Origin of the sequence: Streptomyces sp. NPDC024017, from assembly GCF_040638895.1 — a bacterium.
Lineage (GTDB): Bacteria > Actinomycetota > Actinomycetes > Streptomycetales > Streptomycetaceae > Streptomyces.
Genome location: NZ_JBEZYZ010000012.1, coordinates 69,291 through 86,517 on the forward strand (window position 1 = coordinate 69,291; position 17,227 = coordinate 86,517).

Consider the following 17,227-nt stretch of genomic DNA (forward strand, 5'->3'; position numbering starts at 1 on the left):
CGGCGATCACGGTGGGTAGTTGACGCGGCATGCACGACGTACGCACCGTAAGAGCACCCTCCATGCCGCGCCTCGCGGCCGCCTCACTCGCCGGCACGGCCATCGAGTTCTACGACTTCTTCGTCTACGGCACCGCGGCGGCCCTGATCCTGGGGCCGCTGTTCTTCCCGACCTTCTCTCCGGTGGCCGGGACACTGGCCGCCTTCGCCACCTTCGGTGTGGGCTTCGTGGCCCGGCCGCTCGGATCGGTGCTGTTCGGGCACATCGGGGACCGGCGGGGGCGGCGGCCGGTCCTCGTCGCCTCCCTGCTGCTGACCGGGGCCTCCACGGTCGCGGTCGGCTGCGTGCCGACGTACGACTCGATCGGCGTGGTCGCTCCCCTGCTGCTCCTGGTGCTGCGTTTCCTCCAGGGGCTGGGGCTCGGCGGGGAATGGGGCGGGGCGGTGCTGCTGGCCGTGGAGCACGCGCCATCCGAACGGCGCGCCCTGTGGTCGAGCTTCCCGCAGGTCGGGCCCGCGCTGGGGTTCCTGCTCGCCAACGGTGTGGTGCTGGGGCTGTCCTCGACGCTGACCGAGGCGCAGTTCGCCGCGTGGGGGTGGCGGGTGCCGTTCTGGGCGGCGGGAGTTCTGGCCGTCGTGGGGCTGTGGCTGCGGTCGTCGCTCACCGAGTCCCCCAGCTTCCTCGAGATCGACGACCACGCGCGCGTGCCGCTCGCCGAGGTCGTCCGCGACCACTGGCGGCTCCTGCTGCTGACCGGCGGGGGACTCGCGATCGGCTACGCGATCTTCTACGCCGTGACGACCTGGTCCCTCGCCTACGGGACGGAGCGGCTCGGGGTGAGCCGCAGCGTCATGCTGACGTGCATCATGGGCGCGGTGCTCGTGAAGGGCGCTCTCACCCCGCTGGTGGCGCTGCTCGGTGACCGCTACGGCCGGCGGCCGCTGTGCCTGGCCGGGTGTGCGGCCGCCGCCCTGTGGATGTTCCCGATGGTCGCGCTCCTCGCCACCGGGGCGCCGTTGCCGATGTTCCTCGGCTTCCTCGGGGCGATGCTCGCGTTCATCACGATGTTCGCCGTGATCGCCGCCTATCTGCCGGAGCTGTACGAGCCGCGGGTGCGCTGCACGGGCGCCGCCGTCGGCTACAACCTCGGCGGGGTCGTCGGAGGCGCGCTCACACCGATCGTGGCGACGGCCCTGGCCGAGCAGGGCGGGCGGGTGCCGTGGGGCGTGGCCGCCTATCTGACGGTGATCGCGCTGTTCAGCCTGGGGTGCTTCGCGCTGCTGCCGGAGACCCGTCCGGTGCGGGCGGGGGCGGCGGCGGAGGCCACTGCTGGGTGAGCCGGGTGCTGGTGCCGTGTCCGGCGCGGCGCGTAAACGGTTGCGCGGGCGTTTGCGCGCCTCTATGGGTGAGCGCGCCTACGGGTTGATCGCCAGCTCCAGGTAGGCCGCGAACAGCACCAGGTGGACCCCGCCCTGAAGCGGCGTGGCCCGGCCCGGCACCACGGTCAGCGAGGCCACCACCACGGTCAGGGCGAGCAGCACCAGGTGGGTGGAGCCGAGACCGAGGACGAGCGGGCCGGAGAGCCACAGGGAGGCGAGTGCGACGGCGGGAATGGTCAGGCCGATGCTGGCCATGGCCGAGCCGAGGGCGAGGTTCAGGCTGGTCTGCACACGGTCGCGACGGGCGGAGCGCAGCGCGGCGATGGTCTCCGGGAGCAGCACCAGCAGCGCGATGATCACGCCGACGACCGCTTGACGGAGCCCTGCGGCCTCCACCCCGGACTCGATGGTGGGCGAGACGCCCTTCGCCAGGCCGACCACGCCGACCAGAGCCAGGCCCAGCAGGGCCAGGCTGATCCGGGCGGTGCGAGCGGTCGGCGCCTCGGCGTGCTCCTCGGCGGTGATCACCTCGCCGTGCCGGGTGATCGGCAGGAAGTAGTCCCGGTGCCGCACGGTCTGAGTGGCGACGAACAGGCCGTACAGAATCAGCGAGGACAGCGCCGCGAAGGTCAGCTGGACGGTGGAGAACTCCGGTCCCGGCTTGCTCGTGGTGAACGTCGGCAGGACCAGGCTGAGGGTGGCCAGGGTCGCGACGGTGGCGAGTGCGGCGCCGGTGCCCTCCGGGTTGAAGACGGCCGTGCCGTGCCGCAGTGAGGCGACCAGGAGGCACAGGCCGACGATGCCGTTGCAGGTGATCATCACGGCCGCGAAGACGGTGTCCCGCGCCAGCGTCGAGCTCTTGTCCCCGCCATCGACCATCAGGGTGACGATGAGGGCGACCTCGATGATCGTGACGGCGACGGCGAGCACGAGAGAGCCGAATGGTTCACCGACCCGGTGGGCCACCACTTCGGCGTGGTGCACGGCGGCCAGGACGGCTCCCGCGAGGACCAGGGTCACCAGGGCGACGATCGCGACGGGCAGATCCCGCCCCCAGGTCAGAACCAGCAGCACGGCCGCGAGCAAGGGCACCAGGGTCGTCCACTGTGCTGCGAGCCGCCTGCGCCGAGCGATCATGCAGAGATCGTCGCAGACCGGCAGAAGCCACGCACTCCGGTCGTACCGGGCCCCTGGGGGCGCTCTGCCGGGGCTACTTGAGGTCACGCGCGTCCAGGACGTCGCAGTTGATGAACACCCGCTCGCCGATGCTGAGTGCGTTCAGCCGCTCCGCCATCCTGCTGGTCTCCGGATCGGCGCTGTTGCGCATGGCCTCGTCGAACGACTCGAACTCGACCAGCGCCAGGAAGCGGTTGGGCTTGTCCCGGTCCTTCAGCAGCATGCTGTGGGTGGGGCCGCCCGCACGGTCGGCGTTGCGCTGCCCCGCCTCTTCGAGCACCTGCTGCATCTCTTCCAGACGCTCGGTCTCGAACTCGATGATCTGCACGAACTTCATGGCACCTCCAGCCGGCCTCGGCGCCCCCGGGCCGGGGAACGCGCTCAGGAAACAAGCAAGCACCGGGACCGGTGGACGGCAATTCGCCGACCACCGATCCCGGTGATGGTTGTTCCTACGACCGACGCGGTCAGACGTCGACGCTGTCCTTCTGAGCGCCTCCGCTCGTCTCCTGCGCCGCCTCGGCCGCCGCCTGCTTCTTGGAAGCTCGCAGGCTGGTGATCGTGGTGACGATCAGGACGGAGCAGATCACGCCGAGCGAGACCGGAATGCTGATCTCGGGGACATGTACCCCGGACTCGTGCAGCGCGTGCAGCACCAGCTTCACGCCGATGAAGCCGAGGATGATCGACAGGCCGTAGCTGAGGTGGACCAGCTTCTTCAGCAGGCCGCCGATGAGGAAGTACAGCTGGCGCAGACCCATCAGGGCGAACGCGTTGGCCGTGAAGACGATGTACGGGTCCTGCGTCAGGCCGAAGATCGCGGGGATGGAGTCGAGGGCGAAGAGCACATCGGTGGTGCCGATGGCCAGCATCACGACCAGCATCGGGGTCATGACCCGCTTGCCGTTCTCCTCGATCCACAGCTTGGTGCCGTGGTACCGGTCCGCCACGCCGAAGCGGCGCTCGGCGGCCTTGAGCAGCTTGTTCTCCTCGAACTCCTCGTCCTCCTCGTCGGCCCGGGCCTCCTGGATGAGCTTCCAGGCGGTGTAGATGAGGAAGGCGCCGAAGATGTAGAAGACCCAGGCGAAGCTGGCGAGGATCGCCGCGCCGGCGGCGATGAAGATCGCTCGCAGGACCAGGGCGATGAGGACACCGATCAGCAGCACACGCTGCTGGTACTGCGACGGCACCGCGAACTTCGCCATGATCAGGACGAAGACGAAGAGGTTGTCGACGCTCAGCGACTTCTCGGTGATGAAGCCCGCGAAGAACTCACCGGCGGGCTGGCCACCGGCGAACAGAAGCAGACCGAGCCCGAAGAGCGCGGCCAGGACGATCCAGACGACCGTCCATATCCCGGCTTCCTTGATCGACACGTCGTGCGGCTTGCGGCCGATGAAGAAATCGACCGCGATGAGGGCGGCAAGGCCCACGATCGTCAGGACCCATAGGGTCACGGAAACATCCACTGCGCCTCCGGCAGTCGTAACGGCAAATGTCAGCGTCGTCGCTGCCGGAGGTCTCTTCCACCCAAGATGGGCCGACGCCCCGGGATCTGGCCTGATCCGTATTGACGGGTACGCCGCAGCAGACAGGGAGTACTCCCCTCCGTGCCGTCAACAGTACCCCAATCACCAAGAACAGGTAAAGCGCTTGGCAAAAGAAAGGCCAAAATCCCTGGTCAGGAGGCTTTACATGAACTTGGTACGGGCGGTGGCCACCTGGGCGAGCACCTGCTGGAGGACCTGGCTGCCGGGTGGCACGAGCGACGGCTCGTACGTCCAGGCGTGGCCGACCCACGGGTCGGCCAGGTGATCGTCGGCCACCGGCGTCAGTCGCAACAGCGAACGCCACAGCGGGTCGAGCAAAGGCCCGTACCCGGAGGACTCCTCCCGGTCGGCGACCATCATCAGGTGGACGCCGAAGGCGGGGCCCTCGTCGGAGAGGTAGCGCAGCTGGTTCACGGCCCGGTCGTCGAAGCCGTGCGGGAAGTCGTTGACGATCAGGAGCTGCTGGGAGGTGTCGAAGCCGGGCGGAAGGGAGTCGGCGGCGCCGCCCCGGACCGCCATCTGCACGAGGTCGACCCGCTGGGTGAGCCGGCCCAGCACATCCGCCACCCCGGCGGCGCCGAGCGCGGGCGGGGCCGCCAGCACGCCGGTCTGCACGAGGGGCGCCAGCGGCTGTGCCCCCGAACCGGCCGGGTCGATGACATGGACGGTGAACTCGCCCGCCGGGTAGACGGCGAGCAGCCGGGCCGCGTGCGCGACCGCCGTCTCCATGGCGAGACGGCTCATGGCGTGGGAGTCGGTGAACGAACCGTCGGACGATCCGGCCGACCCGCTGTCGATCCACAGGCCCCGCTCCAGCGGCAGCCGGACCAGCATCGGGATGCGGATCCGGTCGGCCTCGGGGAGATGGAGGTCGCCCAGGCGCAGGGCCATGGGGATCTCCATCGGTACCCGGTAGGCATGCCACACCGGGCTGTCCCAGCGGGCGTACGCCGGTGGCAGGGCCGGTTCGACGACGTCGGCCTCGGCCGCGAGCTGGGTGAGGTCCCGGTCGAGGGCCTCCTGGGCCTGGGCGACGAGCTGGGCGTGCCGGGCCCGGGCGGCCTCGCGGGCGGCGTCGCCCTGCCCGCCGATCCGGCTGCGCGGGTCGGAGAGGACCTGCTCCAGCTCCTTGTCCATACGTGACTCGGCGAAGTCGACGGCGCTGCGGTAGGCGGCGGTGGTGCGGGCCAGGTCCTCGAACATGCCCCACACCTGGTTGTAGAGCCGCTCCTCCATGGACCAGCCGGTCGCGTCGCCCGCGACGGGCTGTGCGGGCTGCCCGGGTGCTGCCGGCGGCGTGGCCGACGGGGGCGGGGGCGGAGCGGCGTTCTGGCGGCGCGGGTGGCTGTAGTCGATCGGACCGCCGGCCGTCGGCTGGGTGACGGCGTTGGGGTCCGGCGCGGCGCCCTGATACGACGGCTGCTGCGGGGCGGGCTGCCCGGGACCACCGGACGTCTGACCGCTGTACGGGGACACCGGTGGTACGGGACCGGGCTGAGGCGCGGTGCCGCCTTGGTCCGGGCCGAGGGCGGGGGCCGCTGTCTGCCGGGAGCGGTCACCGTCCGCGGTGCGCGGCGGGGGCGCCTGCACCGAGCGGGCCAGCCCCTGGGCCACCGCTTCGTTGATACTGCCGGCGAGCTGGTGGGCCTGCGCCAGGCCCTGGTCGGTGAGGAGTTCGGCGAGGCCGCCCGCGTAGCCCTGGCCGACGGCGCGCACCTTCCAGGCGCCCTGCCGGCGGTAGAGCTCCAGGGCGACGACGGCCGACTCGGCCTCCAGGCCGGTGATGGTGTAGCTGGCGACCTCGCCGCCGTCGAGGCCGGTGACGGCGACGAAGGGGGCCGCCACCGCGCCGAAACGGACCGGGCCCGTCCCGCCCACGGGGAGGGCGAGCAGCACGCTGACACGGTGGACGGCCTCCGGCACGGCGTCCAGGTCCACCGCGAGGCGATGGTCGGCGGCGGCCTGCCGGGAGACCTCGAGACCCGGCTGGGTGGGTGCGCCCGGGTGGGCCACCCACTCCACGCCGTGGATCCGGCCGTTCTCGTCGCCGAGCGCGGCCACGGCCACGATCGGCGTACCGGCCGAGATCCGGATCTCGAGACGGGCCTGGGAGAGCGGGTGGTTCTGCCCCCGCACCAGCTCGGCCGTCATCGCCTTCGTCCCCCTGTGTCGTTGTGTGGAGTCGTGTGCTGCTCGCCGGGCCCGCCGGTCCGGGGCCCGGGTGCTCTCAGAGCACCGGCAGGATCGACGGCATCAGGTCCTGGAAGGTACGGCCGTTGGCCGGGTTACCCAGGGCCGTCATCGACCAGCCCTGGCCGGAACGGTGGACCTTGGCCATGATCTGGGCCGTGTACTGGCCGCCGCCGGCGAGCGTGTAGCGGGCGAGCTCCTGGCCGTTGGTCTCGTCGACCAGGCGGCAGAACGCGTTCTGCACCTCCTGGAAGGTCTGGCCCGTGAAGGAGTTCACGGTGAAGACGATCTGGTCGATGTGGACCGGGATCCGCGCGAGGTCGACGAGGATCGCCTCGTCGTCGCCGCCCTGGCCGACACCGCCGACGAGGTTGTCACCGGTGTGGCGCACCGAGCCGTCGTCGCTCACCAGGTGGCGGAAGAAGACGACGTCGACCGGCTGCTTGTCCGCGAACAGGACGGCGGAGGCGTCGAGGTCGATCTCTCGCGTGCGCGAGCCGAACAGGCCGCGCCGGGGAGCCGCCTGCCAGCCGAGACCCATGCGAACCGCGGTCAGGCTGCCGCCGTCGTTCTTCTGCAGACTGATGGCCTGACCCTTGGTCATGTTGACGGTCACGCGCTGATTCCCCTCTCGAACGTCCCCTGTTGCCGCGTAGTCGCGGTTGACCAGCACCCTACGCAGCGGCACTGACAGCGACGTACCCCGGTCCGCACTTTGTGTCGGTCTTGCAACACTGCGCGTACGCGGCACGCTGTCAGGCCAGGCCCGCCTCCTTCATCTGACGCAGCTCCTTCTTCATCTCCGAGACCTCGTCGCGCAGTCGGGCCGCGATCTCGAACTGGAGCTCCGCGGCGGCGGCCCGCATCCGCGCGGTGAGCTCCTCGATCTGTCCGGCCAGTTCGGCCGCGGGGCGGTCGGTCGGGACCGCCTCCTCGGCCTTGCCCTTGCCCTTGGCGGACTTGGCCGTCGCACCCGCCTTGCCGAGGGAGGGCACGGGCGCCTTGGTGCCCCCGCCGTCCTTCTTCGCCTTGCGGTAGCCCGAGCCGAGCAGTTGCTCGGTGTCGATGTCCTCGCGCGCGATCTGGGCGACGATGTCGTTGATCTTCTTGCGCAGGGGCTGGGGGTCGATGCCCCGTTCGGTGTTGTACGCGATCTGCTTCTCGCGGCGCCGGTTGGTCTCGTCGATGGCCTTCTCCATCGCCGGCGTGATCTTGTCGGCGTACATGTGGACCTGGCCGGACACGTTGCGCGCGGCGCGGCCGATGGTCTGGATCAGGGACGTGCCGGAGCGCAGGAAGCCCTCCTTGTCGGCGTCCAGGATCGCCACCAGGGACACCTCCGGCAGGTCGAGGCCCTCGCGCAGGAGGTTGATGCCGACCAGCACGTCGTACTCGCCCGCGCGCAGTTCACGCAGCAGTTCGACACGGCGCAGGGTGTCGACGTCGCTGTGCAGATAGCGCACCTGGATGCCCAGCTCCAGGAAGTAGTCCGTCAGGTCCTCGGCCATCTTCTTGGTGAGCGTGGTGACCAGGACGCGCTCGTCCTTCTCGGTGCGCTGCCGGATCTCGTGCACCAGGTCGTCGATCTGGCCCTCGGTGGGCTTGACGACGACCTCCGGGTCGACGAGACCGGTGGGGCGGATGATCTGCTCGACGAAACCGTCCGAGCGGGACATCTCGTAGTTCCCCGGGGTGGCCGACAGGTAGACCGTCTGGCCGATGCGCTCCTGGAACTCCTCCCACTTCAGGGGGCGGTTGTCCAGGGCGGAGGGCAGCCGGAAGCCGTGGTCGACGAGGGTGCGCTTGCGGGAGGCGTCGCCCTCGTACATGGCGCCGATCTGCGGGACGGTGACGTGCGACTCGTCGATGACGAGGAGGAAGTCGTCCGGGAAGTAGTCCAGCAGGGTGTTCGGCGGGGACCCGGGCGAGCGGCCGTCGAAGTGCATCGAGTAGTTCTCGACGCCGGAGCAGCTGCCGATCTGGCGCAGCATCTCGATGTCGTACGTGGTCCGCATGCGCAGGCGCTGGGCCTCCAGCAGCTTGCCCTGCTTCTCCAGCTCCGTCAGGCGCTCGGCCAGCTCCTTCTCGATGTCGTTGACGGCCCGCTCCAGGCGCTCGGGGCCTGCGACGTAGTGGGAGGCCGGGAAGACGTAGAGGTGCTCGTCGTCACTGATGATCTCGCCGGTGAGCGGGTGCAGGGTGGACAGCGCCTCGATCTCGTCGCCGAACATCTCGATGCGGACGGCCAGCTCCTCGTAGACCGGGAAGATCTCGATGGTGTCGCCGCGGACACGGAAGGTGCCGCGCGTGAAGGCCATGTCGTTGCGCGTGTACTGGATGTCCACGAAGCGGCGCAGCAGCTCGTCGCGGTCGATCTCCTCGCCGACGCGGAGGGGGACCATGCGGTCCACGTACTCCTGCGGGGTGCCGAGGCCGTAGATGCAGGAGACGGAGGCGACCACGATGACGTCGCGGCGGGTGAGCAGCGAGTTGGTCGCGGAGTGGCGCAGGCGCTCGACCTCCTCGTTGACCGAGGAGTCCTTCTCGATGTAGGTGTCCGACTGCGGGACGTACGCCTCGGGCTGGTAGTAGTCGTAGTACGAGACGAAGTACTCGACGGCGTTGTTCGGGAGCAGCTCGCGGAACTCGTTCGCCAGCTGGGCGGCCAGCGTCTTGTTCGGCGCCATCACGAGCGTGGGGCGCTGGAGCTTCTCGATCATCCACGCGGTGGTGGCGGACTTGCCGGTGCCGGTCGCGCCGAGCAGCACGACGTCCTTCTCGCCCGCCTCGATGCGCCGGGCGAGGTCGGCGATGGCCGTCGGCTGGTCGCCGTTCGGCTGGTAGGGGCTGACGACCTCGAAGGGCGCCACCGTGCGTTCGATCTTTGAAACGGGCCGCATGGGTTCCACCGTACGACCCCGCACTGACAACGGGCTCTGATCAGCGATTCTGCGGGGTGCGGGACCCCCGGTGCTCCACGGTGCGGCGGGGGCGGAACCGCAGGCGCTGGGCGGAGTGCCGGACGTGGGCGTGGGCGGGGATGCCGGGCTTCTGCTCCACGGGGAGGACGGCGGGCTTCCCCATGACCATGAGCGGGTCGAACATCACCACGACGCCCGCGAGGAGCAGGAAGGCGAGCGGGCCGATCAGCATGGGTGCGAGCAGACTCGCGGGCGAGTCTCCCGTGGTGGGTTCGGCCGTGCCGTGCAGGTGGACGCTGAGGGCGGCCATGCCGGTGTAGTGCATGCCGCTGACGGCGAGGCCCATGACGAGGCTGGCGCCCACGCTCCACGCAAAGCCCCTGACCTGGCCGGCGGCCCACAGGGCGGCGGTGGCGGCGCCCATGGCGATGGCGACGGAGATGCCGACGGTGAGGGTGTTGTACTCCAGCTTCCCGTCCAGGCTCATGCTGGCCATGCCGAGGTAGTGCATCGACGCGATGCCCAGGCCGGTGATGGTGCCGCCGGTGAACAGGGCCGTGCCGCGGGCTCCCTTGTAGCCGACGATGAAGATCCCGACGCCCACCATGACGATCGCGACGGCCAGGCTCGCGAAGGTCATCGCCTTGTCGTAGTGGATCGGGATCCCCCGGACCGTGAATCCCATCATCGCGACGAAGTGCATGGTCCATATGCCGGAGCCGATGGCGGCCGACCCGAGAGCGAGCCAGCCGGGGCGCCAGGACTGGGCGACGAGCATGGATCTCGTGGTGCAGCGCAGGCCCAGCGCGCCACCGAGGCAAGCCATGAAGTAGGCCACCAGGGGTGTGACCAAGCCATAGCTGAATCCGTCGACCGTGCCCTGCATGCGCGGCTGCCCTTCCCGCCTGTGAACGTCCCGGAATTCCTGATGTGCGCCCCCTCCCAGGACCGCACGAGCGGTCAGGGTTGACGCAGAGAGTATGACCCCCACCGGAATGGTCGAACGACTTTCCGGCAAAGAAACACGGCCTTGCCTCAGTTGTGCGGTACCGGTGAGCGGAGTTGGGTCATCTCCGTTCAGCGTGTGGCCATCCTGTACCCCTCTCGCGTTGACCCTCTGCTGTCACAGTTGTGCTGTCTGTGATGTCGCCGATCGCTCGTCGCGAGGAGTACGCATGCACGCGCGCGCTGTTGCCGCCTCGACCACCGCACTCCTGGGAGCCGCCGCCCTGCTGTTCCCCGTCTCCCCCGCCCAGGCCGCGGGAGGCAGCACGTCGCCGCTGGTCATCGCGCACCGGGGTGCCTCCGCGTACGCGCCCGAGAACACCCTGGCCGCCGTGGACAGAGCGGCGGAGCTGGGCATCCGCTGGGTGGAGAACGACGTGCAGCGGACCAGGGACGGCGAGCTGGTCGTCCTCCACGACGACAACCTGCGGCGCACCACCGACGCCGAGGAGGTCTTCCCCGGCCGCGCTCCATGGAAGGTGAAGGACTTCACCGCCGCGGAAATCGCAAGGCTGGACGCGGGCAGTTGGTTCGGACCCGCGTACGCGGGCGCGCACGTGCCGACGCTGGAGCAGTTCGTGCACCGCTTGGAGCGTCATCACCAGAAGCTGCTCCTGGAGATCAAGAACCCGGAGCTGTACCCGGGCATCGAGCGGCAGACGCTGAAGGTCCTCGGCAACGAGGGCTGGCTCGACCGGTCGCATCTGGCGGGCCGGCTGATCGTGCAGAGCTTCAGCGCGGACAGCGTGCGGACCGTGCACGAGCTGAAGCCCGGCGTGAAGACGGGCCTCCTGGGGACTCCGCGGGTGTCGGACCTGCTCGACGTCGCCGAATTCGCCGACCAGGTCAACCCCTCGTACCGCTCGCTGTCCCCGGCGTACGTGTCTTCCGTGCAGGCGTTCGACGGACCGCACGGCAGGCCGATGGAGGTCTTCGCCTGGACGATCGACGACGGCAGGACGGCCCGGCGGGTCGCCTCGTACGGGGTCGACGGGATCATCACGAACAAGCCGGATGTGGTGCGAAAGGCCGTGGGCGGCTGATCCGGCGTCCCGCCCGGGCGGGGTTGTCAGTGGCGGGTCCTACTGTGGGCGCATGGACAGCCGAGAGCAGGTCGAGCCGCGGATCGTGTGGGCGGTCGTCGGGAGCGAGATCGGGCCGTTGCTGCTGGCCGCGAGCCGGGACGGCCTGGTCAACGTCGTGTTCCACGCCACGGACACGGTGCGGGACCGGGCCGTCGAGCGGCTGGCGTCGCGGCTGGGCACCGAGCCCGTCGAGGCGCCCGGGTCCCCGCTGCTGGCCGAGGCGATACGCCAGGTCGAGGCGTACTTCGCGGGTGAGCGACGCGATTTCGACCTCCCGCTCGACTGGTCGCTGATCTCCGGCTTCAACCGGGAAGTCCTGCGCGAACTGGCCTCGGGCGTGCCGTACGGCTCGGTCGTCGGATACGGCGACCTGGCCGGGCGGGTCGGTCAGCCGGGTGCCGCCCAGGCCGTGGGCATGGCCATGGGCGCCAACCCGCTGCCGGTGGTGGTGCCCTGTCACCGGGTCGTCGAGAGCGGCGGCGGCATCGGCGGCTTCGGGGGCGGCCTGGAGACGAAGCGGAGGCTCCTCGCACTGGAAGGGGTGCTGCCCGAGCCGCTCTTCTGACCCGCGGGCCTGGCCAGTCGTCCCGGGCCTGGTCAGTCGTAGTGCCGCGCCTCGAAGACGTTGCCGTCCGGGTCGCGGAAGTAGAAGCTGCGGGTGGCCTTGCCCCGGGCTCCGAAAGAGTCGTACGCGAGGTCGGACACCGGTACGGAGCGCTCCTCGAGGCGGCTGAGGAGGGCGTCGAAATCGCCGCGGGGCAGCGACAGGCAGACGTGGTTGACCGGGTGCCCCGCGCTGTCGGCGGAGCCGGGCAGCATCCTCATGCGTTCCGCGAAGCTCAGCGGCATGAGGTCGAGGATGGTCTCGTCGTTGACGCGCACGGAGGGGAACGGCACCTCACCCGCCGCGAATTCAGCGAGCCGCACCGCCTCCATGCCGACGGCCTTCTCGTAGAAGTCGGCGGCGGCGAGCGGGTCGCGCACCCAGAGGACGACGTGGTCGAGACGCGGTATGTGGTCAGTCATGCACCCCAGGCTCGTGACGACTCGGGCAGCCCGCAAGGGTTTGGCCCGGCGCGCCGCCCGCCAGAGATGAGGGAAGACGACTGACCGACTGGCAGGAGGCAGGCGCGTGGTGCTGGTGGTGTCCGAAGAAGTGCGGGAGGCGATCGACGCGCGCAGGCCCGTCGTGGCCCTGGAGTCCACGATCATCGCCCACGGGCTGCCCCGGCCGCGCAACCTCCAGGTGGCGCTGGAGCTGGAGACGGCCGTGCGGCATGAGGGCGCGGTACCCGCGACGATCGCCGTGCTGGACGGGCGTCCCCATGTGGGCCTGGACAAGGACCAGCTGGAACGGGTCGCGAACGAGGACGGGATCCGCAAGCTCGGTCACCGTGACCTGCCGCTCGCGATGGCGTCCGGGGCGAGCGGGGCCACCACGGTGTCGGCGACCGCGCTGCTGGCGGCGCTGGCGGGCGTACGGGTCTTCGCGACGGGTGGGCTCGGCGGTGTGCACCGGGAGTGGACGGTGACGCAGGACGAGTCGGCCGACCTGGGGCTGCTGGCGCGCACGCGCATCACGGTGGTGTGTGCCGGGGTGAAGTCGATCCTGGACGTGCCGGCGACCTTGCAGCGCCTGGAGACGCTGGGTGTCGCCGTGGCCGGTTACGGCACCGACCGGTTTCCCGGCTTCTATCTCTGCGACTCGGGGCATCCGGTGGACTGGACGCTGGACACGCCGGAGCAGGTGGCGGGTGTCATGCGGGCCCAGGACGCGCTCGACGGGCCCGAGTCGGCGCTGATCGTCGCCAACCCCGTCCCCGAGGAGGAGCAGCTCGATCCGGACCTGCACGCGCGCGTGCTCGCGGACGCGCTGCAGGCGTGCGAGGAGGAGGGCGTCACCGGCCAGGCGGTCACGCCCTTCCTGCTCGACTATCTGGTGCGGCACACCGACGGCGCCTCCCTGAGCGCCAACCTGGCGGCGGTCCGGGGCAACGTACGCCTGGCGGCGTGGATCGCGGCGGCCTGGGTCCGGGGATGACGGTGGCCGGCGGCGCGGGACCGGGAGGGGGAGCGGTTTCCGGGGGCTCGGGTCCGGGCTCGGCGGCGACCGGCACCGGCTCGGTGGAGAGCAGCGCGGAGTCGGCGCAGACCGGCGAGGAGCCGGCGCAGACCGGCGTCGGCTCGGCGGTCGGCCGGGGGCTGCTGGTCGTCGGGGACGTCATCACCGATGTCGTCGCGCGGCACCGAGGGCCGCTCGCGGCCGGGACGGACACGACTGCCTCGATCCGGACGGTGGCGGGCGGGGCGGGCGCCAATGTGGCGTGCTGGGCGGCGCACCGGGGCGCGGCGGACGTACGGCTGCTCGGGCGGGTGGGGGCGGAGGCGGCGGCCTGGCACGAGCGGGAGCTGGTCGCCCAGGGGGTGCGTCCACAGCTCGTCGTCGATCCGCTCGTGCCGACCGGCACGGTGATCTGCATGGTCGACGGGGGTGCTGCGGCGGAGCGGACGTTCCTCACCGACAGCGGCGCGTCCTTGCGGCTCGGACCCGCCGACTGGTCGGACGCGCTGCTCGAGGGCGTGGCCCGGCTGCACCTGTCGGGCTACCTCCTGTTCTCCGAGCCGAGCCGGGCCCTGGTGACGGTGGCCCTGAGAGCCGCACGCGCGCACGGAGTGCCGGTGAGCGTGGACCCGGCATCGGCCGGCTTCCTCGCGGAGCTGGGCGCCGAGCGGTTCCTGACGCTCGTCGAAGGCGTGGACGTACTGCTGCCGAGCCGGGACGAGGCGTGCCTGCTGACGGGGCTGGCGGACGCGGCCGAGGCGGCGGCAGAGCTGAGCCGGCACGTGCCGCTGGTCGTCGCCAAGCAGGGCCATGAGGGGGCGCTCGTGGCCCGCTCGGGGAAGGTGCGTGCCCATGTTCCGGCCGTACCGGCGACGCCTCGGGACACGACCGGCGCCGGTGACGCCTTCACCGGCGCGTTCCTCGCCGCCCTGCTCGCGGGTGCCGGGCCGGAGGATGCCGCGGCGGAGGGCTGCCGGGCGGGCGCGCGAGCGGTGGAGCGGGTGGGTGGGAGACCGCCGCTGCCGAACTGACCTGCCGCGGCCACCTGCACCACCGGCTGCCTGGCGGGTCAATCACCCCTGGTTACTGCTTCCGCCCCCACGTGGTTACTGCTTCCGTCCCCACGCCGAGATCATCGGTGCCGTCGTCAGATCGAGCGCACCGGAGGTGACGTTCTCCAGGTGCCGGTCGATGTCCTGGTCCGTGGCGAGGCCCGCCGTGACGAGCTGGTCGCGGATCTGGCGGATCGTGACGGACTCCAGGGCCGCACAGGCCGGCGAGACGAGGGGGAAGTAGGCGTCGGCGTGGACCCGGGTCAGTCCGGCGTCCCGGAGCAGCCGCGGCAGGGTACGGCCGCACGGCAGGTCGGTCCCGCGGTCGGCGAGCAGTCTGCGGAAGCCCTGCCGCAGCCGGTTCGCGAGCTGCTGCTCCGGGCCGTACTCGTCGGGGCAGAGCAACGGCTGGAGGGCGGGATCGGCGTCCTCGACGAGGAGGCGACCGCCGGGGCGCAGAGCCTTGACCATGGACCGCAACGCCTGTTCCCGGTCGGTCACGTGGACGAGGGCGAGGCGGGCGTGCACCAGGTCGAAGCCCTCCCCCGGCGGCTCGTGCGCGCCGAGTTCGTGGAGCCGCACCTCGACGGGTGGCCGGGCGGCGGCGGCGAGGCGTGTGGTGTCGGTGTCGGTCGCGACGACGCGTCCGGTCGGGCCGACCTTCTTGGCCAGCCAAGACACCACGGTGGTACCGGCGCCGACCTCCCAGCACCGCCAGCCGGATCCGACGCCGAGCGCTTCGAGGTGCCGGAACGTCGTGGGGTCGAAGAGAGCGGCGAAGGCGCTGAAGTGTTCCGCCGCCTCGGTCTGCTGGTTGTCGAGGAGGTACCCGTCGGTTCGCGTCATGCCACGATCATCCCAGTTATCCGACTTATCCGTACTTGTCGACGCTCCGGCGCGGAGAACCGCGTCGGATGCTCCCGTACCGAGAACCGCACGACGCGGGCATGCGTCGATGTGGCGGGGGCGCGGCTCCGACCGCCGTTCGTCCACAGCCGGGAACCAAGCGGAATGGGTCGTTTCCACAGGCTTACCCGCAGCTCACGCAGGCCTGGCAGACTGGCGCGCCAGGGCGCAGGAACGGCGCGAGAGTTCCACGCAAGGAGATCTGGATGTCCATGGCAGGGAATCTGCGGAAGGTCACGAGCCTCGGCGGGGTCGGCGGTCTTCGCAGGGTGGCTCGGCTGGCCCGGCGGCGCCCGCGCGTCGACCTGAGTCACCCGGCCCGGTCCCCGCTGGGCTCCTCGGTGGTGAACTGCGTGACGTACCGGGAGGGCGTCCGCACCCCCGCGCGCGGCGATCTGGTGGACACCGTGGAGCGGGTGCGCAAGAGCCGGGAGGGCTTCGTCTGGCTCGGTCTGCACGAGCCCACCGACCAGGAGTTCGCGGGCATCGCCGAGCTCTTCGACCTCCACCCGCTGGCCGTCGAGGACGCGATCGAGGCCCACCAGCGCCCCAAGCTGGAGCGCTACGGCGAGACGCTCTTCGCTGTGTTCAAAACGGTCTGCTACGTCGAGCACGAGGAGCTGACGGCCACCAGCGAGGTGGTGAACACCGGCGAGATCATGGTGTTCGTCGGCGCGGACTTCGTGATCACGGTGCGGCACGGCCGGCACGGCTCGCTGGGCCCGCTGCGCGAGGAGCTGGAGTCCGATCCCGGCCAGCTCAGCAAGGGCCCGTCGGCGGTGCTGCACGCCATCGCGGACCACGTGGTCGACGACTACCTGACCGTCACGGACTCGGTGCACGCGGACATCGACCAGGTCGAGACGGACGTGTTCTCGGAGACCGGCGCGCGGACCGACCCGGGGCGCATCTACCAGCTCAAGCGCGAACTGCTCGAACTGAAGCGGGCGGTGGTGCCGCTCAGCCGGCCGCTCGAGGATCTCGCCACCCGGCCGATCCGGGCGGTCGACCCGGAGATACAGGCGTACTTCCGCGACGTCTCGGACCACCTGCTGCGGGCGAAGGAGCAGATCGCCGCCTTCGACGAACTGCTCAACTCCATCCTGCAGGCGCACCTCGCGCAGGTCACGGTCGCGCAGAACGAGGACATGCGGAAGATCACGGCATGGGCCGCGATCATCGCCGTGCCGACGATGGTCTGCGGGGTGTACGGCATGAACTTCGACCACATGCCGGAGCTGCACTGGCGGTACGGCTACGGCATGGTCATCGGCGTGATATCCGTCGCGTGTCTCACGCTGTACCGGGCGTTCCGGCGCAGCGGCTGGCTCTGACGCGGGCCGTGGCCTGCGGCGGGCCGAAGGCGCCTGCGGGCTGATCCGCGACGTCAGTGCATGGCGGTCGAGGCGTAGACGCTCTCCGCCCAGGAGGCGAGCTGGTCCTTCGCGAGATGCCGGGCCAGGTCGGCTTCGCTGATCATGCCGACCAGGCGCTTGTTCTCGATCACGGGCAGTCGGCGGATCTGGTGCTCCCGCATCTCGTGGAGCACCTCGCCGACATCGGCGTCCGCTTCGATCCAGCGGGGCGTGCCCTTGGCCATCTCGCCCGCGGTGATCCTGGCGGGGTCGTGGCCCATGGCGACGCAGCCGACGACGATGTCGCGGTCGGTGAGGATGCCGCAGAGCCGCTCGTTCTCGTCGCTGATGGGCAGGGCGCCGACGTTCAGCTCGCGCATGAGCTGGGCGGCGCGGTCGAGGGTTTCGTGGGCGGGGATCCACTGGGCGCCGCGGTGCATGATGTCTCCGGCGGTGGTCATGGGTACCTCCCGGTGCCGGCCGGCGCGGCGCGGGACGCACCGCGAGTCCCGGCGCACTTCATTCTCGCCGCGCCACCGGACGCCC

At 70.7% G+C, this 17,227-nt stretch carries 16 protein-coding genes; 6 read left to right on the forward strand and 10 right to left on the reverse strand.

What is annotated here, in order from left to right; genetic code table 11:
- The first annotated feature begins 62 nt into the window (after nt 1-62).
- Entirely contained in the window at nt 63-1,337 is a 1,275-nt protein-coding gene (locus AB0G20_RS29595) for an MFS transporter (RefSeq protein ID WP_361307584.1), read from the forward strand.
- A gap of 78 nt (nt 1,338-1,415) precedes the next feature.
- Here AB0G20_RS29595 and AB0G20_RS29600 read toward each other — a convergent pair whose 3' ends face one another.
- From AB0G20_RS29600 to AB0G20_RS29630, 7 genes are all read right to left on the reverse strand, one after another.
- Nucleotides 1,416-2,516: an ionic transporter y4hA gene (locus AB0G20_RS29600; protein ID WP_361307586.1), complete on the reverse strand. Its 1,101-nt coding sequence runs from the start codon at nt 2,514-2,516 to the stop codon at nt 1,416-1,418.
- A 73-nt stretch (nt 2,517-2,589) separates the two neighbouring features.
- A complete protein-coding gene (locus AB0G20_RS29605; protein ID WP_361307588.1) occupies nt 2,590-2,892 on the reverse strand; it encodes a hypothetical protein in 303 nt (100 codons plus the stop codon).
- A 130-nt stretch (nt 2,893-3,022) separates the two neighbouring features.
- Nucleotides 3,023-4,024 (reverse strand): TerC/Alx family metal homeostasis membrane protein, encoded by a 1,002-nt coding sequence (locus tag AB0G20_RS29610; protein ID WP_361307590.1) that lies wholly within the window; start codon nt 4,022-4,024, stop codon nt 3,023-3,025.
- Nucleotides 4,025-4,246: 222 nt separating this feature from the next.
- The gene (locus tag AB0G20_RS29615; RefSeq protein WP_361307592.1) at nt 4,247-6,256 is read right to left on the reverse strand and encodes a TerD family protein; all 2,010 of its coding nucleotides are present in this window, start codon (nt 6,254-6,256) and stop codon (nt 4,247-4,249) included.
- 76 nt (nt 6,257-6,332) lie between these two features.
- Complete coding sequence (locus AB0G20_RS29620; RefSeq protein ID WP_361307594.1) at nt 6,333-6,911, reverse strand: TerD family protein; 579 nt, start codon at nt 6,909-6,911, stop codon at nt 6,333-6,335.
- Nucleotides 6,912-7,050: 139 nt separating this feature from the next.
- Nucleotides 7,051-9,195 carry an excinuclease ABC subunit UvrB gene (uvrB, locus tag AB0G20_RS29625; RefSeq protein ID WP_361307595.1) on the reverse strand — a complete coding sequence of 715 codons (2,145 nt, stop codon included), beginning with the start codon at nt 9,193-9,195 and terminating at the stop codon, nt 7,051-7,053.
- Nucleotides 9,196-9,235: 40 nt separating this feature from the next.
- A complete protein-coding gene (locus tag AB0G20_RS29630; protein ID WP_361307597.1) occupies nt 9,236-10,102 on the reverse strand; it encodes an MHYT domain-containing protein in 867 nt (288 codons plus the stop codon).
- Between the two features lie 289 nt (nt 10,103-10,391).
- Here AB0G20_RS29630 and AB0G20_RS29635 point away from each other — a divergent pair, with 289 nt between their 5' ends.
- The gene (locus tag AB0G20_RS29635) at nt 10,392-11,264 is read left to right on the forward strand and encodes a glycerophosphodiester phosphodiesterase family protein (RefSeq protein WP_361307599.1); all 873 of its coding nucleotides are present in this window, start codon (nt 10,392-10,394) and stop codon (nt 11,262-11,264) included.
- A gap of 52 nt (nt 11,265-11,316) precedes the next feature.
- Entirely contained in the window at nt 11,317-11,871 is a 555-nt protein-coding gene (locus AB0G20_RS29640) for a methylated-DNA--[protein]-cysteine S-methyltransferase (protein WP_361307601.1), read from the forward strand.
- A gap of 32 nt (nt 11,872-11,903) precedes the next feature.
- Here AB0G20_RS29640 and AB0G20_RS29645 read toward each other — a convergent pair whose 3' ends face one another.
- Nucleotides 11,904-12,332, reverse strand: a complete 429-nt coding sequence (locus tag AB0G20_RS29645) for a VOC family protein (protein WP_361307603.1) — start codon at nt 12,330-12,332, stop codon at nt 11,904-11,906.
- A gap of 106 nt (nt 12,333-12,438) precedes the next feature.
- Here AB0G20_RS29645 and AB0G20_RS29650 point away from each other — a divergent pair, with 106 nt between their 5' ends.
- Together AB0G20_RS29650 and AB0G20_RS29655 are read left to right on the forward strand one after the other, a co-directional pair.
- On the forward strand, nt 12,439-13,347 hold the full coding sequence (locus AB0G20_RS29650; RefSeq protein ID WP_361307605.1) for a pseudouridine-5'-phosphate glycosidase: 909 nt from the start codon (nt 12,439-12,441) through the stop codon (nt 13,345-13,347).
- Nucleotides 13,317-14,399 carry a sugar kinase gene (locus AB0G20_RS29655; RefSeq protein ID WP_361307607.1) on the forward strand — a complete coding sequence of 361 codons (1,083 nt, stop codon included), beginning with the start codon at nt 13,317-13,319 and terminating at the stop codon, nt 14,397-14,399. The genes AB0G20_RS29650 and AB0G20_RS29655 overlap by 31 nt, the downstream gene beginning before the upstream one ends.
- A gap of 75 nt (nt 14,400-14,474) precedes the next feature.
- Here the strand turns inward: AB0G20_RS29655 and AB0G20_RS29660 are convergent, their stop codons facing one another.
- Entirely contained in the window at nt 14,475-15,266 is a 792-nt protein-coding gene (locus AB0G20_RS29660) for a methyltransferase (RefSeq protein WP_361307609.1), read from the reverse strand.
- A gap of 266 nt (nt 15,267-15,532) precedes the next feature.
- Here AB0G20_RS29660 and AB0G20_RS29665 point away from each other — a divergent pair, with 266 nt between their 5' ends.
- The gene (locus AB0G20_RS29665; protein ID WP_361307611.1) at nt 15,533-16,660 is read left to right on the forward strand and encodes a magnesium and cobalt transport protein CorA; all 1,128 of its coding nucleotides are present in this window, start codon (nt 15,533-15,535) and stop codon (nt 16,658-16,660) included.
- Nucleotides 16,661-16,713: 53 nt separating this feature from the next.
- On the opposite strand, the gene AB0G20_RS29670 is transcribed toward AB0G20_RS29665, so the two are convergent.
- The gene (locus tag AB0G20_RS29670; RefSeq protein WP_361307613.1) at nt 16,714-17,142 is read right to left on the reverse strand and encodes a CBS domain-containing protein; all 429 of its coding nucleotides are present in this window, start codon (nt 17,140-17,142) and stop codon (nt 16,714-16,716) included.
- Nucleotides 17,143-17,227 lie beyond the last annotated feature (85 nt).